The sequence below is a fragment of the Micromonospora sp. LOL_024 genome (assembly GCF_048060415.1).
Taxonomy (GTDB): domain Bacteria; phylum Actinomycetota; class Actinomycetes; order Mycobacteriales; family Micromonosporaceae; genus Micromonospora.
In genome coordinates this window covers 172,785-197,997 of the sequence record NZ_JBHMIS010000003.1, presented here as the reverse complement: position 1 = coordinate 197,997, position 25,213 = coordinate 172,785, and the positions used below count along the sequence as shown (strand labels likewise).

Sequence of the window (25,213 nt, the reverse complement as noted above, 5' to 3'; positions counted from 1 at the left end):
GAGGAGAACGTGACGGGACCCCTGGTGGTGGTCGGTGACACCCTGCTCGACCGGGACGTCGAGGGTGTGGTCAGTCGGCTGTGTCCGGACTCTCCGGTGCCGGTCCTCGACGAGGCCGCGCACGTCGACCGACCAGGCGGAGCTGGACTCTCCGCCGTCTTCGCCGCAGCGCAGGGAGCCGAGGTGGTGCTGGTCACGGCGTTGGCCGACGATGCCGGCGGGGCCCGGCTGAGCGTGCTGCTGGCCGCCGCCGGGGTGCAGGTGTACCCGCTGCGCCTGGCCGGCGTGACCCCGGAGAAGATCCGCCTGCGGGCCGGCGGCCGGGTGCTGCTGCGGCACGACCGGGGTGGTGGCGCCGGAGATCCGGGCGAGCCGCCGGAGGCGGTGTTGCGCCTGCTCGAACGGGCATCGGTGGTGCTGGTCAGCGACTACGGCCGGGGGATGGCGCGACAGGGCGCGCTACGGGCGGCGTTGGCGTCGGTCAGGGCGCCGCTGGTGTGGGATCCGCACCCGCGCGGGCCGGCCGCGGTGCCCGGGGCACACCTGGTCACCCCTAACGAGGCGGAGGTGCGGGAGCTGGTGGAGGCGCCCGCGGGTGCCACCAGGCTGGCCACCGCCGCCCAGGGTGCGCAGCGGCTGCGGCAGCGGTGGCGGGCGGGTGCGGTGTCGGTGACGCTGGGCGCCGACGGGGCGCTGCTCAGCCACGCCGGAGCGACGCCGCTGGTGGTGCCCGCTCCGGTCGCGGCCGAGGGGGACACCTGTGGTGCCGGGGACCGGTTCGCCGTCGCCGCCAGTCTCGCCCTGGCCCGTGGTGCGCTGGTCTCAGAGGCGGTGCAGGAGGCGGTGGCCGACGCGTCGGCGTACGTGGCCGACGGGGGTGTGGCGACAGCGCTGCCGGCGAGGGTGCGCCGGGCCCCGCAGTCGGCGCACAACGTGGTGGCCGGCGACCGGGTGGGGGTGGCGGCAGCCGCCACCGTCGTCGCCCGGGTCCGCTGCGCCGGGGGTACGGTCGTGGCGACCGGCGGCTGTTTCGACCTGTTGCACGCCGGTCACGTGGCGACTCTGCAGGCCGCCCGGCAGCTCGGCGACTGCCTCGTGGTGTGCCTCAACTCCGATACCAGCGTGACCGGACTGAAGGGACCGGACCGGCCGGTCATCCGGCAGGACGACCGGAGCCGACTGCTGGCCGCGCTGAGTTGTGTCGACGCGGTAATGATCTTCGACGAGCCGACACCGGCGGCGGCGCTGTCCTGGTTGCGGCCGGACATCTGGGTGAAGGGCGGAGACTACTCCGCCGGTGGTGGCGACGGCGACAACCTGCCCGAGGCGGAGATCCTGCGTCGATGGGGCGGCGACACGGTGGTGGTGCCGTATCTGGACGGGCGGTCCACCACGGGCATGATCTCCGCTGCCCGGACGGGCGGGAGTTCCGATCCCCGGATCGTGGTCACGGCGACCCCGGTGGTCGCCCCGGAGAGCACCGGGGTCGTCCGATGAGTGCGCCGGGCACCGGGCGGAGCGTACTGGTCACCGGTGGGTCCAGCGGACTGGGCGCGGCGGTGGTGGCGGCGGTGGCCCGTAGCGGCGGCCGGCCGCTGGTGCTGGACCGGCAGGCGCCGGGCGACGGGGTGCCGTGGGTCGAGTGCGATCTCTCCGACACCAGGGCCGCCGAGCGGGCGACCCGGGAGCTGGCCGAGCGGGCGGGCGGACTGGACGGTGTGGTCACGGCCGCCGGTATCGACGTTCCCGGCCGTCTCGCCGACGTGCCGGGCGAGACGTGGGAGCGGATCGTGACGGTCGACCTGCTGGCCACCGCGGCGGTGATCCGGGCTGCGCTGCCGTTCCTGGAGGCGTCCCGGGGCACCGTCGTCACCGTCGCCTCCACCCTCGGCGTCAAGGCGGTCGGCGACGCGACCGCCTACTGCGCGGCGAAGTTCGGGGTGGTCGGGTTCACCCGTGCGCTCGCCGCCGAGCTGGCCGGGACGGTGGGGGTCACGCTGCTGGTGCCGGGTGGCATGCGGACGGCCTTCTTCGACGAGCGTGACCCGCGGTACCGCCCAGGGCCGGACGCGATCCTCAACGACCCGGCGGACACCGCGGCGGCGGTGATGTTCGCGTTGTCCCAGCCTGCCGGGTGTGCGGTACGGGAGATGGTGGTCTGCGCCGAACAGGAGACCTCGTACCCGTGATCCTGGCGCTGCGTGCCCTCGGCGTCGGTGACCTCGTGACCGCGGTCCCGGCGTTGCGGGCGCTGCGGGCGGCGTACCCCGACCGGGAGTTGGTGCTGGCCGCGCCGGCCTGGCTCGCTCCGCTCGTGGAGCTGGTCGGTGGTGTCGAACGGTTGCTGCCCACCGACGGGCTGGACCGGCTGGTCCGACCCGTCGGGCCGGTGGAGATCGCGGTCAACCTGCACGGTCGAGGGCCGGACTCGCACCGGTTGCTCGGTGTCGCCCGACCCGGCCGGCTGTTCGCCTTCGCCAACGCCGAGGCCGGGCACACCGACGGCCCGGAGTGGGACGACGCCGAGCACGAGGTGTCCCGCTGGTGCCGGCTGCTCGGCGGGTACGGCGTCCCGGCGGACGCGACCGACCTGGACCTGCGCCGGCCGGAGCTCGGCACGATGCCCGGTGGGGTGACCGTGCTGCACCCCGGCTCGAAGGTGCCCGCCAAGTGCTGGCCGCCGGGGCGGTACGCCGCCCTGGCCCGGGAGTTGACCGCGAGGGGCCACCGGGTGGTGTTGACCGGCAGTGCGCCGGAGCGGGTCACCGCCTCGCGGATCGGGTTCGCCGCCGGCCTGCCCGCCACGGCGGTGCTGGCCGGCCGGACCGACCTGGCCCGGCTGGCAGCCCTGGTCGCCCACGCCCGCCTGGTGGTCAGCGGCGACACCGGGGTGGCGCACCTTGCCACCGGCTACCGCACCCCGTCGGTGGTGCTCTTCGGTCCGGTCCCGCCCGCCCGGTGGGGCCCGCCCCCGGAGCGTCGGCGGCATCGGGCGCTCTGGGCCGGCGCGGCGGACCGGTCCGGGCGGGACAGCCGTCCCGCCATCACCGCCATCGGGGTCGACGAGGTGCTGGCGGCCGTCGACGAGGTGGCCCGAGCGGTGTGGGCGGACCGTGCGGTTGCGGCGTAGCGATCCGGGCGCTCCGGGGTACGGGCGTCGCCGGCGGGGCCAGGGCTGGTCGTTCCTGGACCCGCGTGGCGAGCCGGTCGGTGACCCCGAGGCGTTGGCCCGGTTGCGGGACCTGGTCATCCCGCCCGCCTGGCGCGAGGTGTGGATCTCGCCGTACCCCAACGGGCACATCCAGGCCACCGGCGTCGACGTGGCCGGCCGCAAGCAGTACCTCTACCATCCGCTCTGGCGCCAGCGGCGGGACGAGGCGAAGTTCGACCACGTGCTGGAGGTGGCCCGCCGGCTGCCGGTGCTGCGCGAGCGGGTCGGCCTCGACCTGGCCGGGCGGGGACTTCGGCGCGAGCGGGTGCTGGCGACGGTGACCCGACTGCTCGACATGGGCACGTTCCGTGTCGGCGGCGACCAGTACGCGGTGGGCGACGACCCGACGTTCGGGGTGGCCACCCTGCGTCCGGAGCACGCTCGGTTCCGCCACGGCTGCGTGGTCTTCGCGTTCCCGGCCAAGGGCGGCGTCGAGCAGGTACGGCTGGTTTCCGATCCGCAGCTGTGCCGGGTGCTGACCAACCTGCGCCGGCGGCGGCGGTCGGCCGACCGGCTGTTCGGCTACTGGGACGGGCGGTCCTGGCGGGACGTGCGCGCCGACGAGGTCAACGACTACCTGCGGGATGCGAGCGGCGGCGAGATGACCGCCAAGGACTTCCGTACCTGGCACGCGACGGTGCGGGCGGCGACAGAGCTGGCCACGCTCTGCTCGCCCCGGTCTGCCACCGCCCGGCGGCGGGCGGTGGTGGCGGTCATGCGACAGGTGGCGGAGCTGCTCGGCAACACACCGACGGTGGCACGCGCTTCCTACGTGGACCCACGGGTGGTGGACCTGTTCCACGACGGCGTGGTGGTGCCGGTGCGCTCGGAAACCCCGCGCGAGCAGGCTGAGCAGGCGGTGCTGACCCTCCTGGAGCGGGCCTGATCCGCCCCGACCGGAGAGGCTCACGTGCCGCCGTCGCGCGTCGGGCTGGCGGCGCGGGCCTCGATCATCATTGCCACGCCGTCGAGGACCCGGCCGAGTCCGAACCGCCACTCGGTGTCGATGTCCCCGTCGTCCTCGTCGTCCTCGGACAGCAGTTCGTGGATGGCCGGGTAGGGGCCGGGGGCGGTCACCATGGCCAGGTGGTGCCAGTAGCGCATGCCCACCTCCTCGGGCGTCTGCCCGGTCCGGGCTGCCGCCTCGGCGAGGTCGGCGGTGAGCGTGGCCCAGCTGCGGGCGTACCCGCTGACCAGCATGATGGTGGAAATCCTTTCGGTGGCGCGTAGGCCGGTGCCGCGCAACGCGGCGAGCCCGTACTCCAGCCAGCGCACCTGGTTGGGGTTGATCGGTGGACCGCTGATCGGCACGTGTCGCATCCAGGGCTGTCGGCGCAGCGCGGCGAGATTTCCCTCGCCCCACCGGGCCAGTGCCGGTCGCCAGCCCTCGTCCGCGCCGCGCGTGCGCGGTGGCGGGCCGTACGCGATGTCGACCATGAGCCCGAGCAGGTCCTGCTTGGTCGGCACGTACCGGTAGAGCGACATCGTGGCGACGCCCAGCTCGGCGGCGACCCGGCTCATCGACACCGCCGGGAGCCCTTCGGCCTGGGCGACCTGGATTCCGGCGGCGATCACCTGATCGAGGCTGAGGCTGCGCTTCGGGCCGCGGCTGGGCCGGTGGCGCAGCCCCCAGGCCAGCGCGATGTTTTCGGGCAGTTCGACGTCGGCGTCGTCCACGCCACCTCCACGGTAGGTCTTGACCCTCAGACTAGCTTTTGCGTACTGTCTACGCAGTGAAGCGTATGCAGTACGCAGATAGCGGGGGTGGCAGTGGATATCGGACCATCGGCCGTCGACCTGGTCGGCTTGCGAAAATCCTTCGGCGACGTCGTCGTCCTCGATGGTCTGACCGTGCGGGTGCCCACCGGAGGCGTGCACGCCCTGCTCGGCCAGAACGGTGCCGGCAAGACCACCACCGTGCGGATCCTGGCCACGCTCACCCGGCCGGACTCGGGGCGGGCCCGGGTCGCCGGGCACGACGTGGTGCGCGAACGGCGGCAGGTGCGGCGGGCGATCAGCCTTGCCGGCCAACACGCGGCTCTCGACGACGGGCAGACCGGCGTGGAGAACCTGACCATGCTGGCGCGGCTCGCCGGGCTGTCCGGCCCAGCAGCCCGGGCCCGCGCCGCCGCGCTGCTGGAGCGCTTCGACCTGGCCGACGCCGCGGGCCGGCGGGCGGTGACCTACTCCGGCGGCATGCGGCGCCGCCTCGACCTGGCGGCCAGCCTGGTCGGCGCGCCGTCGGTGATCTTCCTTGACGAGCCCACCACCGGCCTGGACCCGCGCGGCCGGCAGGGCCTGTGGGAGGTTATCGGCGAGCTGGCCGGTGCCGGGGTGACCGTGTTGCTCACCACGCAGTACCTGGAAGAGGCCGACCGCCTGGCCGACCGGATCATGGTGCTGCACCACGGCGGGCTCGTCGCCGACGGGACGGCGGGCGAGCTCAAGCGCCGCTTCGGCGCCCAGCGCCTGGAGTTGACCTGGCGCGACGAGGCAGGCTTCGACGAGGCGGTGCGCCGGCTGGGCGACCGGACCAGGCATCGTGATCCGGCCCGGTTGGCGCTGTCGGTGGCCACCGACGGCAGCGCGCCACAGGTGCGTGGCCTGCTCGACGAGGTCGATCCGGACCGGCACGGGGTGGTCCGGTTCACCGTCCGTGAGGCAACCCTCGACGACGTCTTCCTCACCCTCACCGGCCGCCCGGTGAGCCCACAACGGGAGGTCACCAATGTCTGAGCTGACCATCCGTCGCACGCGAACGGTGGTAATGATCGGCCGCTGCGTGCGGTTGTCCCGGCGCAACATCGACGCACTGTTGACCTCACTGCTGCTGCCGGTGATCCTGATGCTGCTCTTCGTCTACCTCTTCGGTGGCGCGATCGAGACCGACTCCGCGTACGTGACCTACGTGGTGCCAGGTGTGTTGCTGCTCTGCGCCGGCTTCGGTGCGGCGGGGACCGCTATCAGCGTCACCACCGACCTGACCAACGGCATGATCGAGCGGCTGCGGACGGTGGATGTCGCTGCTACCTCGATTATTGCCGGTCATGTGGTGGCAAGTGTGGCCCGCAACACCGTCTCCACCGTGCTCGTGCTGGGTGTCGCCGTCGCCATCGGGTTCCGGCCGGCTGTCGAGCCGTTGCGCTGGCTGGCCGCCGGCGGGGTGCTGCTGATGTTCCTGTTGGCCGTGTCGTGGCTCTCGGCGGCGTTCGGCCTGCTGGCCCGAACCCCGGAGGCGGCCAGCGGCTACACCTTCCTGGTGATGTTCCTGCCGTATCCGAGCAGCGCCTTCGTGCCGGTCGACACCATGCCCGCCTGGCTTCGCGGCTTCGCGGAGAATCAGCCCGTCACTGCGGTCATCGAATCCCTGCGCGGACTGCTCCTGGACACGCCGGTCGGTTCGGCGCCGGCCCGCGCGGCGGCCTGGTGCCTCGCCCTGCTCGCGGTAGCGGTGGTGCTCTCTGCGGCCCTGTTCCGCCGCCGAATCGCCTGAGCCTGGACAGGGGCGCGGCGGCACCCTCTCGGGAGCCGCCGTGCCTCTGTCCAGCGTGGTTCCTAGTCGTTGAGAACCTGGGCCAGGCGGTCTCGGAAGCGGCGTTCCGAAGGGCTGACGAGGCTTGCGCCCAGGCCGAGGACACCGCCGCTGCTGGCGGCGCCGACAACCTGCTCGGTAATTTCCACCAGCCAGTGCTGGTACGCGCCCGCCTGGCCCTCGTCCACCCTTGCCGCCAGCAGCGCCGCAGCCTCCTTGGCCCGGCCCAGCACGTCCTCGGCGTAGGCGCGCGGGTCGGCGGGCTCGATGGCCGGCAGCTCCTCGCCGGCTTCCGGGTCGCCGACCCGGGTCATGATCTCGCCGGCCACCGCCGCCACCAGGGGGCTGGCCGACTCCCGGCCGACGGAGATGGTCTCCAGTCCGGCGGCACTCTCGGTCATCGTCGCCTTGGTGCCGTCGGACTCGGCGGCGCTTGCCGCGGTGAGCACCGACTGCGGCAGGCCGACCAGCAGCCCCCACTCCTCGTCGGAGAAACCGAATCCGCTGTACGCTGGTTCTTCGATCACGACCGTGCCCCTCCCGCTCGTCGTTCACGTCCCACCAGGCCGCGCCGCCTGCTGCGGCCGTCCGGTTTGGTCAGGCCGCTACCGTGCGGCCGGCCCGGTCTGGTTCAGCTGCCTCAGTGGCCGGCTCAGGTTAGTCCAGGGTCAGCAGGCCCTGTTCGGACACCACGCTGACTGACAGCGTCTTGTACCCGACCTCGTCGAACAGCACCGTCATCCGGTCCTCCTCGTAGCTGAGCACCAGGCCCGCACCCCACTCCGCGTGTCGGACCTGGCTGTGTACGGGAAACGGCCCGACCGAGCCGTCGTCGGCGACGCTGGTGCCGGCGTGGCAGTTGTCGCAGTGACCGCAGATCGCGGTCATCTGTTCTCCGAAGTAGGCCAGCAGCGTCTGCCCCCGGCAGGCGCTGGTCTCGGCGAAGGCGCGCATCATGTCGGTCCGCGACCGGGTCAGACCCTGCTGCCGTTCCGCCTCGGCCAGGGCGGCGGCGGCCGCGTCTACCGGAGTGGGGGCGTATCGGGGTGCGGCGGTGCGCTGCCCCGCTGCCGGTTGCGCGGCGCCGACCTGTTCCAGCAGGGCGAGGTACTGTCCGAGCTTGCGCGGGCCCAACCCGGTGTCCTCGCGTAGCTCCTTGCGGGTTGTCGGGCCGTGGCGCAGCAGCGCGGCCAGGTCCCGCAGTTCGGTGGCGTCGGGCAGGCCGCCGCTGAAGTACCGTTGCAGTCCGACGTCCTCAGCCTGCCACAGCAGCAGCACGCGGGCCGGCTGGCCGTCGCGCCCGGCCCGGCCGACCTCCTGGAAGTAGCTGTCCGGTGCGTCGGGTAGCGCCATGTGCACCACCCAGGCGATGTTCGGCTTGTCGATGCCCATGCCAAAGGCGGACGTGGCGACCATGATCGGCACCTGGTCGGCGAGGAACGCCTCGTGCAGTCGGGTGCGCGCGTTGGTCGCCATCCCGCCGTGGTAGTACTGCGCGGGAAAGCCTGCATCGGTCAGCCGGGCCGCCAGCTCCTCCGCGGCGCGGCGGGTGGGCACGTAGATGATGCCCGGCCGGGTGTCGTCGCTGAGCAGCGCCATCAGCCGACGCCACCGGTAGTCCTCGGTGGGGCAGTGCGCCACCTCGACGAAGAGGTTGGGCCGGTCCAGGCCGGAGACGACGACCTCGGGCTTGCGCAGCCGCAACCGGGCGATGATGTCGTCGCGTACCGGCGGGGACGCGGTGGCGGTCAGCGCGACCACCGAGGGCCGACCGAGGCCCTCGATGAGCTGGCCGAGGGCCAGGTAGTCGGGGCGGAAGTCGTGCCCCCAGGCGGATATGCAGTGCGCCTCGTCGATCGCCACCAGCGCCGGCCTGAGGGCCCGGACCTCGGCCAGTCGGTCCGGGTTGGCCAGTTGCTCCGGGGTGATGAAGAGGAACTCGGCCCGCCCGTCGCGGATCTCGGCGATCGCCTCGGCCTGCTGGGCCGGTGTCTCGTCCGAGCTGATCCGGACCGCCCTCAGTTCCGGTCGCCGTCGCTCGTTGAGCGCCGCGATCTGGTCCTGCTGCAGGGCGAGCAGCGGTGAGATCACCACGGTCGGGCCGGGAATCAGGCTGGCCGGGATCTGGTAGATGGCCGATTTGCCGGCGCCGGTGGGCAACACCACCAGCGCGTCGCGTCGCCGCATCACAGCGCGCATCGCGGCCAGCTGGTTGGGACGCAGGGCGGTCCAGCCGAACAGGCTGCGGGCGGCGCGGCGCAGCGACATCGAATGCGTGGTCAGTTTCATCGAAGGCCGCAGGTACCCGGGTGGTTGCGGGTCGAAACCCCGGTGGACGCGTGCAGCAGGGTTCAGCGTCGGAACATCGCCCGGATGGCGAGCAGCAGCAGCACACCGCCGACCACCAGGCCGAGCAGGCGTACGCCGGGGATGTCGGCGGCAGAGGTCGCGTCTGCCAGCAGCGCGGGGTCCATGCCCGCACTTTCCCGGTGTAGCGCTCCCAAGGCAACTGTAAGGTTTATTGACTATTTATTGGCGCGGTGTGACCATGTCTGCACCGCCTGCTGGCGGGGGGAGTCCGCGGCGGAAGACGGGGGTGCGACACCGGCATGAGCGAGCGCAGTGGAAACCTGGCGGTGCTGGCGGCTGCGGTCCTGCAGCCCGGCTTCGTCGGCACCGTCCCGCCCGCCTGGGTCCGCCGCTGGCTCGGCGACGGGCTGGGCGCGGTGGTGCTGTTCGGCCGCAACGTCGTCGACCCCGAGCAGGTCTGTGCCCTCACCGCCGCGCTGCGCGCGGAGCGTCCAGACGTGATCGTCGCGATCGACGAGGAGGCGGGGGACGTAACCCGGATCGAGTCCGGCCGGGGTAGTACCCGTCCGGGCAATCTCGCCCTCGGTGCGGTGGACGACCCGGCACTGACCGAGGAGGTAGCCCGTGACCTCGCTGTCGAACTCGCCGCTGTCGGGATCACCCTGAACTACGCGCCGGACGTCGACGTCAACTCCAACCCGGACAACCCGGTGATCGGTGTCCGCGCCTTCGGCGCCGAACCGTCGCTGGTCGCCCGGCACACCACCGCCTGGGTCCGCGGCCTGCAGGCCGGCGGCGTCGCCGCCTGTGCCAAGCACTTCCCGGGCCACGGCGACACCCGGGTCGACTCGCACCACGACCTGCCCCGGATCACCGCCGACCGGGCCCGGCTGCACGCCGTCGAGCTGGCGCCCTTCCGGGCCGCCGTCGCGGCGGGCGTCCAGGCGGTGATGACCGGACACCTGCTGGTGCCGGCGCTGGATCCCGAGCTGCCGGCCACGCTCAGCGGCCGGATTCTGGGCGGACTGCTGCGCGAGGAGATGGGCTTCGACGGAGTCGTGGTGACCGACGCGGTGGAGATGCGCGCGGTGGCTGGCCGGTACGGCCTGGCCGGCGCGGCAGTACGGGCCCTGACGGCCGGTGCCGACGCGATCTGCGTGGGCGGCGAGCACGCCGACGAGGAGATAGCCCGTCACCTGCGCGACGCCCTCGTCGACGCGGTCGTCACCGGTGAACTGCCCGAGGAGCGGCTGGCCGAGGCCGCCAAGCGGGTCGGTCAACTCGCCGCCTGGACAGTGGCGGCCCGCGCCGCCCGCCGTACCTCGGCCGGTGCCGCGCCCGCCGCCGGTGGTGCCGGGTCGGCAGTCGGTCTGGCCGCCGCGCGCCGCGCGGTCAAGGTCACCGACAGCGGTTCCGGGAACACCGTACTGCCGCTGGTCGGTGTGCCACACGTGGTCGAGTTCGAGCCGCCGCACAACATCGCGATCGGGGCGGAGACCCCCTGGGGGGTCGCCGAGCCGCTGACCCTGCTGGTGGCCGGCACCACCGGCGTGCGGTACGCCGAGGCAACGGCACCCGTCGATCCGACCGCCGGTGCCGCCGGCCGGCCTCTGGTGCTCGTCGTGCGCGACCTGCACCGGCACCGCTGGATGCGGGAGGCGGTCGACCAGGCGTTGGCCACCCGGCCCGACGCGGTGGTGGTCGAACTCGGGGTGCCCGCGCTGGTCACCGGCACGGTGCACGTCGCCACCCACAGTGCCACCCGGGCCGCCGGCCGCGCCGCCGCCGAGGTACTCAGCGGCGTCGTCACGCCAGGCTGGTGACCAGGTCGGCGTACTCCGGGTGGCGCTCGATGAAGGAGGCCATGAACGGGCACCGGGGCACCACCCGGCCGTCCCGCCCACGGATCTGGTCCAGCGTGCCGCGCATCAGCGCCGAGCCGACGCCCATGTTCTGGAACGCGTCACTGACCTCGGTGTGGGTGAACACCAGCACCTCGCCCCGGGGCAGGTACGCGGTGAAGCCGGCCAACGCGTCGTCGACCAGAATCTCGTAGCGATGTTTGGCGGCGTTCTCCTCGACCAGCATGCCCACCGTCTCATTGTCCACGCCGGCCGTCGCCGCCGGAGGGGTTCGTCGGCGTCTCGTACGCTGGGTGGCGTGACGAACCGATCCCCCGCCGGTGTGCGCCCTGTTCCCGCGATCGCCGTTCGCGCGACCGCCCGCAATGCCCCCGCCCGCCGGACCGTCGGCCTGCTGGCCGGCATCGCCCTCGGCGCGGCGCTGCTGGCCGGTTGCAGCTCCGAGGGTGCCAGCACGAGCTGCGGACTGGACGCCTGCACGGTGACCTTCGACCGGGGCGTGGACGCCCAGGCAAGCATCTTCGGTGTCGAGGCGCGCCTCGTCGACGCCCAGGACGATGTGGTCACCATTGAGGTCGGCGGCGAGCGACTGTCGCTGACCGTCGGCCAGCAGGCCGCCGAGGTCGGTGGTCTCGCGGTCACCCTGGACAGCGTCACCGACTCCGAGGTGCAGGTTCGCATCGCCCGGAACGGAGGCTGACGGCGGCACAGGCGGCGGACCGTGTTTGGAGATCTTCGGGTCGGGAGACTGAGGCCCCATGTCTCTCACCCGGAACGCCGAAGCTACCGCCGCCCGCACGGCCGACAGCCGGTGGCTGGAACTCCTCGCTCGGGCCGGTTTCGTCGGCTACGGGATCGTGCACCTCCTGTTCGGTTGGCTGGCGCTGCAGATCGCGTTCGGCAACTCGTCCGACGACGGCGACCAGTCCGGTGCGCTGCGTACCCTCGCGAGCCAGCCGATGGGCACGTTCGTCGTCATCGCCATCGCCGTCGGCATGCTCGCCATGGCGATCTGGCAGGCTCTTGAGGCGGCCGTCGGGCATCGCACCGAGCGGGGCAACGACCGGCTCAGGGAACGGGTCTTCTCCGCCGCTCGGGCGGTCATCTACCTCTGGCTGGCCTGGACCGCCTGGAAGGTCTTCTCCAACGCCAACTCCGACAGCGCGTCGCAGCAGGAGGAGACGACCGCCCGGCTGATGGAATCCACCGGCGGCCGGTGGCTGGTCGGCCTCGCCGGCCTGGCCCTCGTCGGTCTCGGCGTCGGCATGGCGGTCTACGGTGTGAAGAAGAAGTTCATGAAGCGCCTGAAGTCCGGCGAGATGAACGCCCGGACCACCCGGCTCGCCCGCCGGCTCGGCCTGGCCGGCTATGCCTCCCGGGGTACCGCGTTCGGCATCACCGGCCTGCTGGTCGTGCTGGCCGCGGTGAACTACGACCCGGAGCGGGCCCGTGGCCTGGACGCGGCGCTGCGGACGCTGCGCGACCAGTCGTTCGGCCCGATCCTGCTCACCCTCGTGGCGCTGGGCATCGCGGCCTTCGGCCTGTACTGCTTCCTCCAGTCCCGCTACCGTAAGGTCTGACCTCGCTCTGCACCGGGTCCCCCGGTAGCCGGCGACGGCGATCCGAGGCAACATGGCCTCATTGCAACGGATCTTGCCGTCGGGCCATCGGGGCCGGAAGGAGTAATACCACGTGCACAGCTACCTCGTGACGGTCGTCGCCGCCCTCGCCGCGGCGGCGATCGCCCTTGTCGTGGTCGAGGTGGTGCACCGCCTCACCCGGCGGTGGGGCCGCCGTTCGCTGCTGTTGACCGAGTTGACCCAGCACGCGCACCGCTCGTTCCAGGTCGCCGCCACGGTGCTCGCCGTGCAGTTCGCCGTCCGCTTCAGCACCGGGTACGCGGTCGGCAGCGAGTGGCGGCAGGGGCTGCTGCACCTGCTGGTGCTCGCCGTCATCGCGGCCGCCGCCTGGCTGGTCGCTTCCCTGCTGGTCGTGATCGAGGACACCGCGCTGGCCCAGTTCCGGGTTGACGTGCCGGACAACCGGCACGCCCGCCGGGTGCGTACCCAGGTCGTGATGCTGCGCCGGGTGACCGTCGTGGTGATCGTCGTGCTGACCGTCGGCGTGATGCTGATGACGTTCCCCGCCGTGCGTGGCATCGGCGCCGGCGTACTGACCAGCGCCGGTGTGGTCGGTGTGGTGGCCGCGCTGGCCGCACAGAGCCTGCTCGGCAACCTCTTCGCCGGCCTGCAACTCGCCTTCAGCGACGCGGTGCGTCTGGGCGACGTGGTCGTGGTCGAGGGGGAGTGGGGGCGGATCGAGGAGCTGACGCTCAGCTATGTGGTGGTCCAGATCTGGGACGACCGGCGGCTGATTCTGCCCACCTCCTACTTCACCAGCAGCCCGTTCCAGAACTGGACCCGGACGGAGGCGAAGGTGCTCGGCACCGCCGAGCTCGAGGTCGACTGGTCGATCCCGGTGCAGGCCATGCGGGAGGAGTTGCGCCGCCTGGTCGAGAGCACCGAGCTGTGGGACGGCCGGGTCTGCGTACTTCAGGTGACCGACGCCACCGGCGGCATGATCAAGGTTCGCGCGCTGGTCAGCGCCGGTAACGCGGGCGCCCTCTGGGACCTGCGCTGCCTGGTTCGGGAACACCTGGTGGCCTGGGTACGCGACCACCGGCCCACCGCGATGCCCCGGCTGCGCACTGAGGTGGGCAACGGTACGGGCGACCTGCCGTGGCAGTGGGTCCAGCCGCGGGGCTCGGCCCGTCGGCCCGCCGATTCGGAGCTGCCCGACGATGCCCGCCTCTTCGGTGGCAGCGACGACGGCGACGCGCGCAGCGAAGCCTTCGTCGGTCCCGATGAGCAGCCCACCGACGCCCGCCGCTGACCGGCCTGCCCGCACTCCCGTCGATCGTGAGGTTGTTGTCGTACCGCCCGGCGTGTCGCCGCAACAACCCCGTGATCAACCGGTGAGGTGGGGGGAGTGGGGGCCGGGTGTGGAGGTTTGACGGCAGAATTTCAGGGGACCTGCTGCGCGGTGCGTCTGGTCGAGAACCGCGCACAGGATTGACGAGCGGCGACTCCGGGCATACAGCGCGGTGATGAGGAGAGGAGGACAGCCATGGCTGACGTGACGAACGTCCGCACGTCCCAAAACGGGAGCGAGCCGTCCACCGCCGAACTTGTTCACCGGGCGACCGAGCAGGTGTCGCGTCTGGTCCGGGACGAGCTCGCGCTGGCGCGCGCGGAACTGACGGAGAAGGGTAAGCACGCCGGCATCGGCATTGGTCTGTTCGCCGGTGGCGGCGCATTCGCCTTCTTCGGCCTGGGCGCGCTGATCACCGCCGCGATTCTGCTGCTGGCCCTGGTGCTGCCGGCGTGGGCGGCCGCCCTGATCGTGGGGGCAGCGATGTTCCTGGTCGCCGGTGTGCTCGCGCTGATCGGCAAGCGGCAGGTCAGCCGGGCTGTGCCGCCGATGCCCCAGGCGACCGTGCGCAGCCTGCGGGCCGACGTGGACGTGGTCAGCGCCGCGGTCAAGGACAGGGGGCGGGCATGACGGGCAACGGCACCGGAAACACCGAGGCGCTGCGCGAGGAGATCCGGCGTACCCGGGTCGAGTTGGGCGAGACGATGGAGGCGCTGGCCGCGAAGGCGGACGTCAAGAAGCGGCTGAGATCCTCGGCGGACCAGACCCGGGAACGGGTCCGGGAGCAGGCCGCGTCGACCGTCGCCCGGGTCCGCGCCCAGGCCGGACTCAACCACACCGAGGCGCAGGTGCGGCAGGGGCCGATGCCCTTCGTGGCTCTCGCGGCCGGCGCTCTCGCGGCCGCGGTGGTGCTACTGATCATTCGAGGGAGGCGTGGGTGAGCAAGGGGATCGGCAAGGCCGCCTACAAGCCGGTCGGCGTGCTCATGGGCTTCGCGGCCGGCGCGATCGCGGGCGCGGTCTTCCGTCAGGTGTGGAAGATGACCGCCGGTGACGGCGAGGCACCCAACCCGACCGACGAGGACCGTCGCTGGGGCGAGATCCTGGCGGCGGCGGCGTTGCAGGGTGCCATCTTCTCGGTCGTCCGGGCCGCCGTTGACCGGGGCGGCGCGGTCGGCGTGCGGCGGGTCACCGGTCGGTGGCCCGACTAGGTCGAGGCTTCGACACGATCTTCAGTGCACCGACGAAAGCGCGTCAAGGCTCTCCCGCCGTTTGTCGGCGAGAGGGCCTTTCGCATATCTCGCAGCCGCCGCATAGCGGATCTTGCACATCCGTCAGGTCACATGTCGGAAAACTTCTTCGGCTGGGCTGTGCAGAGTTTTGCGTACGTGGTTTGCTGTTCCACGCTGTTGCGAGATGGCGTGGGTTGAGAGAAGTCTCCTTCACCGGGGGCCGCCTCAGGCGCCGCTGCTCGAAAACGGCCAATCGGCCGCACGGCGTGCTCGGCCGCCAGTTTTAGAAGGAGATACACATGGCGCAGGGAACCGTGAAGTGGTTCAACGCTGACAAGGGCTTCGGCTTCATCACCGTCGACGGCGGGGGTGCTGACGTGTTCGTCCACTTCTCGGCCATCCAGTCCAGCGGCTACCGCTCGCTGGAGGAGAACCAGCGGGTGGAGTTCGAGATCGCCCAGGGCCAGAAGGGTCCGCAGGCCGAGCAGGTCCGCCCCCTCTGAGGCACCGGCCGGCGACCGCCGGCCAGTGGCGAGGCAGCCCCGAATCAACGCGAAGCCCCGTGTCCCGAACGGACGCGGGGCTTTCCGCATCCCGCCGGTCGGTCAGCGCCGACTGCGGGCGCGCATCCCGAGCCAGAGCAGGATCAGGCCCACCAGCGCCAGCGCCGGGCCGATCATCGCCCAGATTCGTTGGCCGGTCATCGCGCTGCCCTCGACGTAGCCCAGGCCCTGCACCGTCCACACCGCACCCACCATGACGGCCAGCAGGCCGAGCGTGAGTCGGAACCATCCGCTCATCGCGGTCTCCTTCTGCCGGAGCCCGCCGGTGGCCGCGCCACCGGCGGGCGCGTCGGTCACCAGCGGTGGTGCACCTGCGGGCGGATCAGGTCGTGGTACACCGCCGCCACCTGGGTCAGTTCCTCCTCCGTCAGCGCCGGCTGGCCGGGCACGGCGGCGTTGCCGCGGGCCTGCGCGGCGTCCCGGGCGCCCGGGATGACCACAGTGACTCCCGGTTGGTCGAGCACCCAACGGAGTGCGAACTGGGCCATCGTCCGGCCGTCGCCGACCAGCGGGGCGAGCCGCCGGACGGCGGCCAGGCCGGTGGAGAAGTCGACGCCGGAGAAGGTCTCGCCGACGTCGAACGCCTCCCCGTGCCGGTTGTAGGCGCGGTGGTCGTCGGCGGCGAAGGTCGTCTGCTCGTCGTACCGGCCGGAGAGCAGGCCACTGGCCAGCGGGACGCGGGCGATGATCCCGACCCCGGAGGCGGAGGCGGCCGGCAGCACCCGTTCGAGCGGCTTGTGGCGCAGCGCGTTGAGGATGATCTGCACGCTGGTCACCCCGGGTCGGGCGATCGCGGTGAGCGCCTCGGCGCAGGTCTCCACACTGACGCCGTACGCGGCGATCCGCTTCTCGGCGACCAGTGTGTCCAGGGCGTCGAAGACCGTGTCGTCGGCGAAAACGGCCGTTGGCGGGCAGTGCAACTGCACCAGGTCCAGCGTGTCCACGCCGAGGTTCGCCCGGGACCGGTCGGTCCACTGACGGAAGTTGTCCAAGATGTATGCTTCCGGGGCCTGTGTGACGCGACGGCCCATTTTGGTCGCCACGGTGAGCCCGGCGTCCGGGTGGGCGGCCAGGAAGCGTCCGATCAGCTGCTCGCTGCGCCCGTCGCCGTACACGTCGGCGGTGTCCAGGAAGGTGACGCCGGCCTCGACCGCGGCGCCCAGCACCGCCATCGCGTCGTCCTCGGTGACCGTGCCCCAGTCGGCCCCTAGTTGCCAGGCGCCGAGCCCGACCACGCCGACCTGTCGGTCCATGCGGGGAAAGGTGCGTTGTTCCATGGGCTGAGCCTAGTGACCGTCCTTGCCTGCTCCAGGATCGGGCCGTACCGTACACAAGACGAACGTACGGTTTGCATTGATGGATGGAGGCGACATGTGGGACCCGGCGGCGTACCTGCGCTACGGCGACGAGCGCTCGCGAGCCTTCCACGACCTGCTCGCCCGGGTGCCGGCCGACCGGCCGCGGACGGTCGTCGACCTCGGCTGCGGCCCCGGCACCCTGACCGCCGTCCTCGCCGCCCGCTGGCCTGACAGCCGGATCGTCGGGCTGGACTCCTCGCCGGAGATGATCGCCCGCGCCACCGCCTCGGACACCCCGGTCAGCTTCGGCGTCACCGACGTGAGCCACTGGCGGCCCGAACCGGACACCGACGTGGTAGTCGTCAACGCGGTACTCCAGTGGGTGCCCGGCCACCGGGAACTGCTCACCCGCTGGGCCGCCGACCTGCCCTCCGGCGCCTGGCTGGCGGTGCAGGTGCCGGGAAACTTCGACGCCCCGTCGCACCGCGCGCTGCGCGAGGTCGCCGACCGGCCACCGTGGCGGTCGGAACTGCACCCGCTGCTGCACGAGGCCCCGGTCGCCGGCCCGGTCGACTACGCCAGGTTGCTGGCCGCCGCCGGCTGTGCCGTCGACGCCTGGGAGACTACCTACGTGCACCTGCTACCGGCCCGACCCGACGCGGAGCACCCGGTGCTGAGCTGGATGGAGGGCACCGCGCTGCGTCCGGTCCGGGCCGCGCTGCCCGCCGCCGGCTGGTCCGCCTTCCGGGCCGAACTGGCGGTACGCCTCGCCGAGGCGTACCCGGCGCGGCACGGCCAGGTGTACTTCCCGTTCCGGCGGATCTTCTTCGTCGCCCATACCGGCGCCCGCGCCCAGGAGAGCTCGTGACCGATCTGCGCACCTTCATCGCCGGCCTGCCAAAGGCGGAACTGCACGTGCACCACGTCGGTTCCGCCTCGCCCCGGATCGTGGCCGAGCTGGCCGCCCGGCACGAGGGAAACAGCCCCGTCCCGGCCGACGCGAACCTGCTGGCCGACTACTTCGTCTTCCGCGACTTCGCCCACTTCATCGAGCTGTACCTCAGCGTCGTGGACCTCGTCCGCGACCAGCAGGACGTCTGGATCCTCACCCACGAGGTGGCCCGGGAACTGGCCCGCCAGCAGGTCCGCTACGCCGAGCTGACCGTCACGCCCTACTCGCACGTGCGCCGCGGCATTCCCGCACCGGCGTTCTGCGAGGCGATCGAGGACGCCCGCGAGCGTGCCGCCGCCGACTTCGGCATCGAGCTGCGCTGGTGCTTCGACATCCCCGGCGAGGCGGGGCTGCCGGCAGCCGAGGAGACGCTGCGGATCTGCCTCGACGAACGTCCCGACGGGCTGGTCAGCTTCGGCCTGGGCGGCCCGGAGATCGGCGTACCGAGGCCGCAGTTCAAGCCCTATTTCGACCAGGCCCGGGCAGCCGGGCTGCGCTCGGTGCCGCACGCCGGGGAGACCACCGGCCCGCAGACGATCTGGGACGCGCTGCGGGAGCTGGGCGCCGAACGCATCGGTCACGGCATCTCCGCCGCGCAGGACCCGCAGCTGCTCGCGTACCTCGCCGAGCGGCAGATCCCGGTGGAGGTGTGCCCGACGTCCAACGTCCGGACCCGGGCCGTGGCGCGCATCGAGGAGCACCCGCTGCCCCGCTTGGTCGAGGCAGGACTGCTGGTCACCATCAACTCCGACGACCCGCCGATGTTCGGCACCACCCTTGACGACGAGTACGCCGTGGCGGCCCGGCTGCTCGACGCCGGTCCGGCTCAGGTGGCCGACCTGGCCCGTAACGCCGTGACCGCGTCCTTCCTCGACAAGGCCGGCAAACAACGAATCACCGCCGAGATAGACGCTTACCTGGTCGCCCACGCCCCGCCGATCTAGGGCCTGTGGTAGTTGCCGGAGATCGACTAGCGACGTTTGTCCCTAGATCGACCCGGTGTGGGGCAGGGCGCGCGGCGGGAGAGGGTGTGGGGGGACCGAGTCTCCCGCCGCGCGCACAGCTCCACCGGCCGGCTGTGCTGGGAGCGTCGGGCCGGGAGAACCGTTCGGTTCGGAGCCGATCCTGTCAGCCGGTTCGCGTCACCGACGTGGGGTTAACCCGGATCTAAGGAAGACTTGTGCCATCGCACAGCCCGCGTCCACCGCGGTCGGACCCATCGATCGGGGTCAACTCTCCGTGGGGGGTTTCCGAGGCCAGCGGCGGCCACCAACCTTCTGCTCCCGGCTCTCCCGAGCCATCCGGCCCACCAGGCCGAACCGGCTGACCTGGCGTAACGTTGCCTCCGGGTCGGCCAGCAGCATCACCACGCTGGCCCCGCCCAGGCGGGCCCGGTCGATGCTGACGGACCCGCTGGCCTGCAACGCCACCCGCTTGGCGATGTCCAGCCCGAGGCCGGTGGAGCCCTGATCGCTGGTGCCGCGCCGCAGGGCCCGGTCCGAATCGACGATGCCGGGCCCGGCATCGTCGATCCGGATGGCCACGTACCCGTCGCGGCGCGACACCGCCACCTCGAACGCGGTGCCCTGCGGGGTGTAGCGGAACACGTTGCCGATCACGGCGTCCAGCGCGGCGGCAAGCTCGGCCCGGGGCACCGGTGCGGGGATGCGTAGCTGCGCACCGGAGACCCGGTGCGGACGGTTCTGGTCGCCGGCGAGCGCCGCCCAGAACACCATCCGGTCCCGGACCACCTCACTGACGTCGCACATCGCCGGCAGGGCCTCGGTGGCCACAGTCTTACGGGTGGTCTTGATCAGCACGTCGATCTCACCCTCCAGGGTGACGATCGCCTGCCGGATCCGCCGGATGCCGCGACGGTGGTCCAACTCGGCCTGACTGAAAGAGCCCACGCTGGTGTCGTCGGACTCCAGCGCCTCGGCGTCCAGCCGCAGCACGGTCAGCGGGGTCCGCAACCGGTGGGACAGATCCGCCACCAGTTCCCGCTCCTCCGTGCGCGCGGCGACGAGCCGCTCCGCCATCCGGTTGAACGCCTGACCCGCCGCGGCCACCTCGCGCGGGCCGCTGGGCGCGACGCGTACGCCCAGATCGCCGTCGCCCACCGCGAGCGCCGCCGTCACCAAGTTCCGGGTGGCCTCCACCGCGCGGGCGGCGATCCGGTCCACCACCAGCATCGCGGCACCCACCAGGGCGACGGCCACCCCCGCCAGCAGTAGCCACCTGTTCCTGGCACCGGCGTCGAGGGCGGCGTCCGGGACGAAGACCTCGACCACGGCGATCCGTTCGCCGAGCACCACCGGATCCAGCCGCAGCACTCCACCGTCGACGTCGACCACCAACGAACGACCCTCGGACCGGGCCCGGTCCAGTTGCCCCGGGTCGGCTCGACCGGCGGCGGAGTCCACGTCCAGCCCGTGTACGACCGGTCGGCTCTGCGGCTGTCCACCACTGGCCTCGACCGCGCGAGTCACCGCCTGCGGCTCGACGCTCACCGCGAGCGCCCCGGTCACCAGCGAGCTGCGGCGGGCCGCGTCGGCGATCGCCTCCTCGCGGGCTTGTGCCCCGAGGGTCAGCCCGAGCGGGACCAGGAAGGTCAAAGCCAGCAGGGTGCCCATGCCGGCCGTCAGCAGGACCAGCGACCGCCTCAGTCCGGCGCCACCAGGCGGAAGCCCACCCCCCGCACGGTGCGCAGGTAACGCGGCTTCGCCGCGGACTCGCCCATTTTGCGCCTCAGCCAGTACAGGTGAACGTCGATGGTCTGATCCTCGCCGACCGATGGCTGCCGCCATACCTCCTCCAAGAGTTCCCGCCGGGACACTACCCGGCCAGGACGTGCGGCGAGATACGCCAACAGGTCGAATTCCTTGCGGGTCAGCGCCAACGCCTCGCCGTCGAGAAGGGCGCTGCGCTCACCGACGTCGACGCGCAGACCACCCACGCTGTGCACGGCCAACTGCACCGCGCGGCTGGCCCGACCCACCCGACGCAGCACCGACGTGATCCGGGCGTCCAGGTGCGCGCCGGTGAAGGGCTTGACCATGTAGTCGTCGGCGCCGGCGCGCAGCAGCCTGACCACAGACTGCTCGTCGTCGCGGGCGGTGGCGATGATGATGGGGACGTCGGTGATGCCGCGCAGCATGCGCAGGGCGTCCGAGCCGTCCAGGTCCGGCAGGCCGAGATCGAGCACGACCAGATCGGGGGCTTCGGCGGCGACCCGGCGCAGCGCGTCCAGCGCGGTGCCCACCGCGTGCACGGCGTGGCCCCGGTCGGTGAGGGAACGAAGCATCGCGCCGCGGACGACGTGATCGTCTTCGACCAGGAGGACGGTGGCCACCCAAGCACGGTACTCGGAGCGGGTGAGCGGGTCGTCGTCGCGGCCCACCGCGGAACCCGCCAAGCTGGTGCGACCACGACGTTCACCCATTGCCCGCGCGAGTCGCCACCCGGCTGGGCGGGGCTGACGTCGCCGCGCGCCCACCGTTCACCGGCGAGCCCCGACCCCCGCCGCGTCGCTGCCCGCCTGATCGGCGGACTCGGCGCCACCGGGGCCGGGAACGTCCGTGCCGTCGCCGTCCTGACCAGGGTGCTCGACGGTCGGTTCCTCGTCGAGCACCGACCGGTCGATCTCCGGCGCCAAGGAGCGGCGTCGGCGGCTGACCAACCAGCCCACCACCGCTCCGCCGCCGAGCCCGGCTACCAACCCGGCGGCCAACAGGCTGTTGGCGTTCGGGCCGCCGTCGGAGTTGGCTCCGACTGGCGCGCCCTCCACCGGCTGGCCAGCGGGCGCGCCACCGTGTCCACCGTGTCCGCCCGGCGCGGCCGGATCTCCCGGTAGCAGGGCCAACGTTGGCAGTGGCCGCTGGCCGGGACCCCACCGCACCACCAGGCCGTCGGCGTACGTCTGCAGCAGCTCGAAGCTCAACTGGTCGGTCAACGGCAGCGGACCCATCGACAGCAGCAACCGGGCCGGTCCGTCGCCCGCGTCCGGCGTCCGCGACCAGGTCACCGAGGCGGTCACCACGTCGGTGGCGGGGGCGTGCAGTCCGACCACCGGGGTATCGAGCTTGCGGGTGGTGATCAGCGGCGCCCACCCGTCGACCGACAGCGGGTAGACCTCGGCGATCGGGGTGTCCGCCGGCACCCGGATCTCGATGCTCTCGGTACGGACCCCGGGTCGTTCGTCGGGCACCACGAACTCCAGCTTCACCGACTCGCCCTGCCTGGCCTCGTTCGGTGTGAAGCTGACGTCCGTCGCCCACGCCGTGGCGGGCCAGAGTAGTACCACGGCCGTGGCCAGGGCGGCCACCAGCGCGCCCCGGTGCCGACGGCTCCCGCCGCGCGTCATCGCCATCCTGGGTTCCCATCCGTGTCCGTCCGGCCGGCACCGGCTCCGGCCACACCTGGTAGTTCGGATCCCGCGCCGAAAAGGTTCAACCGCCGCACCGACCTCCTGCCGTCGGTGTCGACGCCAGCGCTCGTCGGGCGACCGATAGCATCGCAGTGAGCCGACATCGGCACCAACTGTCACGCCTGCTGCGAGGAGTCCTCCGTGTCCGCACCCCGTATCCCCGTCGTGGCCGACCCTGTCGTCGTCGCCGCCGGGACGACGGCGGCCGACGCGGTGGCCGCGGCCGGGCTGCCCGCCAACGGCCCCAAGTCGGTCGTGGTGGTCCGCGACCCGCACGGTGTGCTGCGCGACCTGGACTGGCGGCCGGCCGAGGAGACGCCGGTCGAGCCTGTCGCGCTGGATTCCCCGGACGGGCTCAACGTGTTGCGCCACTCGGCGGCACACGTGCTCGCCCAGGCCGTGCAGGACATCTTCCCCGAGGCGAAGCTCGGCATCGGCCCGCCCATCGACAACGGCTTCTACTACGACTTCGCGGTGGACAAGCCGTTCCAGCCCGACGACCTGGCCAAGCTCGAGAAGCGGATGCAGGAGATCATCAAGTCCGGGCAGCGGTTCCGGCGGCGCCGCTTCGACAGCCTGGACGAGGCCAAGACCGAGCTGGCCGCCGAACCGTTCAAGCTGGAACTCATCGACGTCAAGGGCGAGGGCCTGGACTCCTCCGAGGTGATGGAAATCGGCGGGGGCGAGCTGACCATCTACGACAACCTCGCCGCCGGCGAGGACAAGGTCTGCTGGTCGGACCTGTGCCGCGGTCCACACCTGCCCAGCACCCGGCTGATCGGGGCGTTCAAGCTGATGCGCTCGGCCGCCGCTTACTGGCGCGGGTCGGAGAAGAATCCGCAGTTGCAGCGGGTGTACGGCACCGCCTGGCCGACCCGGGACGGGCTGAAGGCGTACCTGAAGCTGCTTGAGGAGGCCGCCCGGCGCGACCACCGCAAGCTCGGCGCGGACCTCGACCTGTTCAGCTTTCCCGAAGTGATCGGCTCCGGCCTCGCCGTCTTCCACCCCAAGGGCGGCATCATCCGCCGTGAGCTGGAGGACTACTCGCGCCGCCGGCACGAGGCGGCGGGGTACGAGTTCGTCAACAGCCCACACATCACCAAGGCCCAGCTCTTCGAGACCTCGGGGCACCTGCCGTACTACGCCGACACGATGTTCCCGCCCATGCAGCTTGAGGGGGCGGAGTACTACCTCAAGGCGATGAACTGCCCCATGCACAACCTGATCTTCCGCTCGCGCGGGCGATCCTACCGGGAGCTGCCGCTGCGGCTGTTCGAGTTCGGCACCGTCTACCGGTACGAGAAGTCGGGCGTCGTGCACGGGCTGACCCGGGTGCGCGGTCTGACCCAGGACGACTCGCACATCTACTGCACCCGGGAACAGATGCCCGGTGAGCTGACCACGCTGCTGTCATTCGTGCTGGATCTGCTGCGTGACTATGGACTGGACGACTTCTACCTGGAGCTGTCGACCCGCGACGACTCGCCGAAGTTCATCGGCAGCGACGCGGACTGGGCCGAGGCCACCGAGGCGCTGCGTACCGCCGCCGAGACCTCCGGGCTGGAACTGGTGCCCGACCCGGGTGGGGCGGCATTCTACGGCCCGAAAATCTCGGTGCAGGCCAAGGACGCCATCGGCCGGACCTGGCAGATGTCCACCATCCAGGTCGACTTCAACCAGCCCGAGCGGTTCGGCCTGGAGTACCAGGCGGCCGACGGGACCCGCCGGCGCCCCGTCATGATCCACCGGGCGCTGTTCGGCTCGATCGAGCGGTTCTTCGGTGTGCTCACCGAGCACTACGCCGGGGCGTTCCCGGCCTGGCTGGCCCCGGTGCAGCTGGTCGGCATCCCGATCCGCGAGGAGCACGCCGACTACCTGCACGGCTTCGTCGCGGCGTTGCGCGCCGAAGGCATCCGCGCCCAGGTCGACGCCGGCGACGACCGGATGCAGAAGAAGATCCGCACCGCACAGCAGCAGAAGATCCCGTTCATGGTGATCGCCGGCGACGACGACGTCGCCGCCGGCGCCGTGTCGTTCCGCTACCGGGACGGCTCCCAGCGCAACGGGGTGCCGCTCGCCGACGCGGTCAGCCACGTCCTCGACGTGATCCGCTCCCGAACCAACACCGGCCCGTCGGCCGAGATGTAGGGAAGGCCCTCTGTCAACGCCTGTGGTAGAGGAAGGGCCCCTATCAACGCGACGTCCCGGCCGACCCGGCGGGCGTCCGGGCGCGCTTCGGCGACAACCCGGGCGGGGCCGTAGGATCGCGGTGTGACTGGGGCGGAGGAGCATATCGACGAGGGCCTGGCCGACAGCCTGGACCGGCTCTACACACCCCACCGGATGACCTACATCTCCGGCGAGGACCGGCCCGAGGGCGGCTACGAGAAGCCGGCCAGCTGCCCTTTCTGCCTGGCCCCCGGCCGGACGGCCGAGGAGAGCCTGGTGGTGGCTCGCGGCGAGCACGTGTTCGTGGTGCTCAACCTCTACCCGTACAACCCGGGGCATCTGCTGGTCTGCCCTTACCGGCACGTGGCCGACTACACCGACCTGGTCGGGCCGGAGACCGCCGAGCTGGCGTCGTTCACCCAGACCGCCATGCGGGTGATCCGCAAGGTCAGCAGCGCGCACGGCTTCAACCTGGGCATGAACCAGGGCGGGGTCGCCGGCGCCGGCATCGCCGCCCACCTGCACCAGCATGTGGTACCCCGGTGGGGCGGCGACGCGAATTTCATGCCGGTGATCGGTCGTACCAAGGTCCTGCCGCAGTTGCTGGGCGACACCCGCGACCTGTTCGTACGCGCCTGGCCCTCCTGAGCCCGTCCGGCCTGTCCGACTGGTGCCGTGCAGCGCGTGGCGGGAAGGATCCGGCGGTGATCCGGGTTGATCCGGGTTGA

General features: G+C 72.0%; 28 protein-coding genes. 18 read left to right on the top strand and 10 right to left on the bottom strand.

The window, feature by feature from the left end; all coding sequences use genetic code 11:
• The first annotated feature begins 9 nt into the window (after window positions 1-9).
• From ACFHWY_RS06600 to ACFHWY_RS06585, 4 genes are read left to right on the top strand one after another with little or no spacing between them, the layout of a single operon-like run.
• Window positions 10-1,497: a PfkB family carbohydrate kinase gene (locus tag ACFHWY_RS06600; protein WP_416579192.1), complete on the top strand. Its 1,488-nt coding sequence runs from the start codon at window positions 10-12 to the stop codon at window positions 1,495-1,497.
• The gene (locus tag ACFHWY_RS06595; RefSeq protein WP_416579191.1) at window positions 1,494-2,189 is read left to right on the top strand and encodes an SDR family oxidoreductase; all 696 of its coding nucleotides are present in this window, start codon (window positions 1,494-1,496) and stop codon (window positions 2,187-2,189) included. Before ACFHWY_RS06600 ends, ACFHWY_RS06595 begins: the two co-directional genes overlap by 4 nt.
• Window positions 2,186-3,130: a glycosyltransferase family 9 protein gene (locus ACFHWY_RS06590; RefSeq protein ID WP_416579190.1), complete on the top strand. Its 945-nt coding sequence runs from the start codon at window positions 2,186-2,188 to the stop codon at window positions 3,128-3,130. The genes ACFHWY_RS06595 and ACFHWY_RS06590 overlap by 4 nt, the downstream gene beginning before the upstream one ends.
• Window positions 3,114-4,097: a DNA topoisomerase IB gene (locus tag ACFHWY_RS06585; protein ID WP_416579189.1), complete on the top strand. Its 984-nt coding sequence runs from the start codon at window positions 3,114-3,116 to the stop codon at window positions 4,095-4,097. The genes ACFHWY_RS06590 and ACFHWY_RS06585 overlap by 17 nt, the downstream gene beginning before the upstream one ends.
• A 20-nt stretch (window positions 4,098-4,117) precedes the next feature.
• On the opposite strand, the gene ACFHWY_RS06580 is transcribed toward ACFHWY_RS06585, so the two are convergent.
• Window positions 4,118-4,888, bottom strand: coding sequence for a TetR/AcrR family transcriptional regulator (locus ACFHWY_RS06580; RefSeq protein WP_416579188.1), 771 nt, complete (start codon window positions 4,886-4,888; stop codon window positions 4,118-4,120).
• 93 nt (window positions 4,889-4,981) lie between these two features.
• Between ACFHWY_RS06580 and ACFHWY_RS06575 the strand changes: the two genes are divergently transcribed.
• Complete coding sequence (locus ACFHWY_RS06575) at window positions 4,982-5,947, top strand: ATP-binding cassette domain-containing protein (protein WP_416579187.1); 966 nt, start codon at window positions 4,982-4,984, stop codon at window positions 5,945-5,947.
• A complete protein-coding gene (locus tag ACFHWY_RS06570; RefSeq protein ID WP_416579186.1) occupies window positions 5,940-6,704 on the top strand; it encodes an ABC transporter permease in 765 nt (254 codons plus the stop codon). Before ACFHWY_RS06575 ends, ACFHWY_RS06570 begins: the two co-directional genes overlap by 8 nt.
• A gap of 62 nt (window positions 6,705-6,766) precedes the next feature.
• Here the strand turns inward: ACFHWY_RS06570 and ACFHWY_RS06565 are convergent, their stop codons facing one another.
• The 3 genes from ACFHWY_RS06565 to ACFHWY_RS06555 form a co-directional block, all read right to left on the bottom strand.
• Window positions 6,767-7,270 (bottom strand): hypothetical protein, encoded by a 504-nt coding sequence (locus ACFHWY_RS06565; protein WP_416579185.1) that lies wholly within the window; start codon window positions 7,268-7,270, stop codon window positions 6,767-6,769.
• Between the two features lie 130 nt (window positions 7,271-7,400).
• Window positions 7,401-9,032 carry a RecQ family ATP-dependent DNA helicase gene (locus ACFHWY_RS06560; RefSeq protein WP_416579184.1) on the bottom strand — a complete coding sequence of 544 codons (1,632 nt, stop codon included), beginning with the start codon at window positions 9,030-9,032 and terminating at the stop codon, window positions 7,401-7,403.
• A 62-nt stretch (window positions 9,033-9,094) separates the two neighbouring features.
• Entirely contained in the window at window positions 9,095-9,217 is a 123-nt protein-coding gene (locus ACFHWY_RS06555; protein ID WP_416579183.1) for a hypothetical protein, read from the bottom strand.
• A gap of 135 nt (window positions 9,218-9,352) precedes the next feature.
• Between ACFHWY_RS06555 and ACFHWY_RS06550 the strand changes: the two genes are divergently transcribed.
• Window positions 9,353-10,876: a glycoside hydrolase family 3 protein gene (locus ACFHWY_RS06550; protein WP_416579182.1), complete on the top strand. Its 1,524-nt coding sequence runs from the start codon at window positions 9,353-9,355 to the stop codon at window positions 10,874-10,876.
• On the opposite strand, the gene ACFHWY_RS06545 is transcribed toward ACFHWY_RS06550, so the two are convergent.
• Window positions 10,860-11,162 carry a GNAT family N-acetyltransferase gene (locus ACFHWY_RS06545; protein ID WP_416579181.1) on the bottom strand — a complete coding sequence of 101 codons (303 nt, stop codon included), beginning with the start codon at window positions 11,160-11,162 and terminating at the stop codon, window positions 10,860-10,862. The genes ACFHWY_RS06550 and ACFHWY_RS06545 overlap by 17 nt on opposite strands.
• A 93-nt stretch (window positions 11,163-11,255) precedes the next feature.
• Here ACFHWY_RS06545 and ACFHWY_RS06540 point away from each other — a divergent pair, with 93 nt between their 5' ends.
• The 7 genes from ACFHWY_RS06540 (at window position 11,256) to ACFHWY_RS06510 (ending at window position 15,580) form a co-directional block, all read left to right on the top strand.
• Window positions 11,256-11,615 carry a hypothetical protein gene (locus ACFHWY_RS06540; RefSeq protein WP_416579293.1) on the top strand — a complete coding sequence of 120 codons (360 nt, stop codon included), beginning with the start codon at window positions 11,256-11,258 and terminating at the stop codon, window positions 11,613-11,615.
• Between the two features lie 58 nt (window positions 11,616-11,673).
• Complete coding sequence (locus tag ACFHWY_RS06535) at window positions 11,674-12,495, top strand: DUF1206 domain-containing protein (protein WP_416579180.1); 822 nt, start codon at window positions 11,674-11,676, stop codon at window positions 12,493-12,495.
• 112 nt (window positions 12,496-12,607) lie between these two features.
• Window positions 12,608-13,807 (top strand): mechanosensitive ion channel family protein, encoded by a 1,200-nt coding sequence (locus ACFHWY_RS06530; RefSeq protein ID WP_416579179.1) that lies wholly within the window; start codon window positions 12,608-12,610, stop codon window positions 13,805-13,807.
• A 234-nt stretch (window positions 13,808-14,041) separates the two neighbouring features.
• Window positions 14,042-14,476, top strand: coding sequence for a phage holin family protein (locus tag ACFHWY_RS06525; RefSeq protein ID WP_416579178.1), 435 nt, complete (start codon window positions 14,042-14,044; stop codon window positions 14,474-14,476).
• Window positions 14,473-14,787: a DUF3618 domain-containing protein gene (locus ACFHWY_RS06520; RefSeq protein WP_416579177.1), complete on the top strand. Its 315-nt coding sequence runs from the start codon at window positions 14,473-14,475 to the stop codon at window positions 14,785-14,787. The genes ACFHWY_RS06525 and ACFHWY_RS06520 overlap by 4 nt, the downstream gene beginning before the upstream one ends.
• Window positions 14,784-15,056, top strand: a complete 273-nt coding sequence (locus ACFHWY_RS06515) for a DUF4235 domain-containing protein (protein WP_416579176.1) — start codon at window positions 14,784-14,786, stop codon at window positions 15,054-15,056. The genes ACFHWY_RS06520 and ACFHWY_RS06515 overlap by 4 nt, the downstream gene beginning before the upstream one ends.
• A gap of 320 nt (window positions 15,057-15,376) precedes the next feature.
• Window positions 15,377-15,580 carry a cold-shock protein gene (locus tag ACFHWY_RS06510; protein WP_067306996.1) on the top strand — a complete coding sequence of 68 codons (204 nt, stop codon included), beginning with the start codon at window positions 15,377-15,379 and terminating at the stop codon, window positions 15,578-15,580.
• A 102-nt stretch (window positions 15,581-15,682) separates the two neighbouring features.
• Here the strand turns inward: ACFHWY_RS06510 and ACFHWY_RS06505 are convergent, their stop codons facing one another.
• Window positions 15,683-15,877: a hypothetical protein gene (locus ACFHWY_RS06505; protein ID WP_416579292.1), complete on the bottom strand. Its 195-nt coding sequence runs from the start codon at window positions 15,875-15,877 to the stop codon at window positions 15,683-15,685.
• A gap of 56 nt (window positions 15,878-15,933) precedes the next feature.
• Window positions 15,934-16,917, bottom strand: coding sequence for an aldo/keto reductase (locus ACFHWY_RS06500; protein WP_416579175.1), 984 nt, complete (start codon window positions 16,915-16,917; stop codon window positions 15,934-15,936).
• A gap of 94 nt (window positions 16,918-17,011) precedes the next feature.
• Here ACFHWY_RS06500 and ACFHWY_RS06495 point away from each other — a divergent pair, with 94 nt between their 5' ends.
• Entirely contained in the window at window positions 17,012-17,806 is a 795-nt protein-coding gene (locus ACFHWY_RS06495) for a trans-aconitate 2-methyltransferase (RefSeq protein WP_416579291.1), read from the top strand.
• Window positions 17,803-18,834, top strand: coding sequence for an adenosine deaminase (locus ACFHWY_RS06490; RefSeq protein ID WP_416579174.1), 1,032 nt, complete (start codon window positions 17,803-17,805; stop codon window positions 18,832-18,834). Before ACFHWY_RS06495 ends, ACFHWY_RS06490 begins: the two co-directional genes overlap by 4 nt.
• Window positions 18,835-19,119: 285 nt before the next feature.
• Here the strand turns inward: ACFHWY_RS06490 and ACFHWY_RS06485 are convergent, their stop codons facing one another.
• The 3 genes from ACFHWY_RS06485 to ACFHWY_RS06475 all read right to left on the bottom strand — a co-directional run bounded on the left by ACFHWY_RS06485 (window position 19,120) and on the right by ACFHWY_RS06475 (window position 22,253).
• A complete protein-coding gene (locus tag ACFHWY_RS06485) occupies window positions 19,120-20,523 on the bottom strand; it encodes an ATP-binding protein (protein ID WP_416579173.1) in 1,404 nt (467 codons plus the stop codon).
• A gap of 29 nt (window positions 20,524-20,552) precedes the next feature.
• Window positions 20,553-21,242 carry a response regulator transcription factor gene (locus ACFHWY_RS06480; protein ID WP_416579172.1) on the bottom strand — a complete coding sequence of 230 codons (690 nt, stop codon included), beginning with the start codon at window positions 21,240-21,242 and terminating at the stop codon, window positions 20,553-20,555.
• Window positions 21,243-21,389: 147 nt separating this feature from the next.
• Window positions 21,390-22,253 carry a DUF1775 domain-containing protein gene (locus ACFHWY_RS06475; RefSeq protein ID WP_416579171.1) on the bottom strand — a complete coding sequence of 288 codons (864 nt, stop codon included), beginning with the start codon at window positions 22,251-22,253 and terminating at the stop codon, window positions 21,390-21,392.
• Window positions 22,254-22,457: 204 nt separating this feature from the next.
• Here ACFHWY_RS06475 and thrS point away from each other — a divergent pair, with 204 nt between their 5' ends.
• A complete protein-coding gene (thrS, locus tag ACFHWY_RS06470; RefSeq protein WP_416579170.1) occupies window positions 22,458-24,464 on the top strand; it encodes a threonine--tRNA ligase in 2,007 nt (668 codons plus the stop codon).
• Window positions 24,465-24,587: 123 nt separating this feature from the next.
• Window positions 24,588-25,133 carry an HIT family protein gene (locus ACFHWY_RS06465; RefSeq protein ID WP_416579169.1) on the top strand — a complete coding sequence of 182 codons (546 nt, stop codon included), beginning with the start codon at window positions 24,588-24,590 and terminating at the stop codon, window positions 25,131-25,133.
• Window positions 25,134-25,213: the final 80 nt, after the last annotated feature.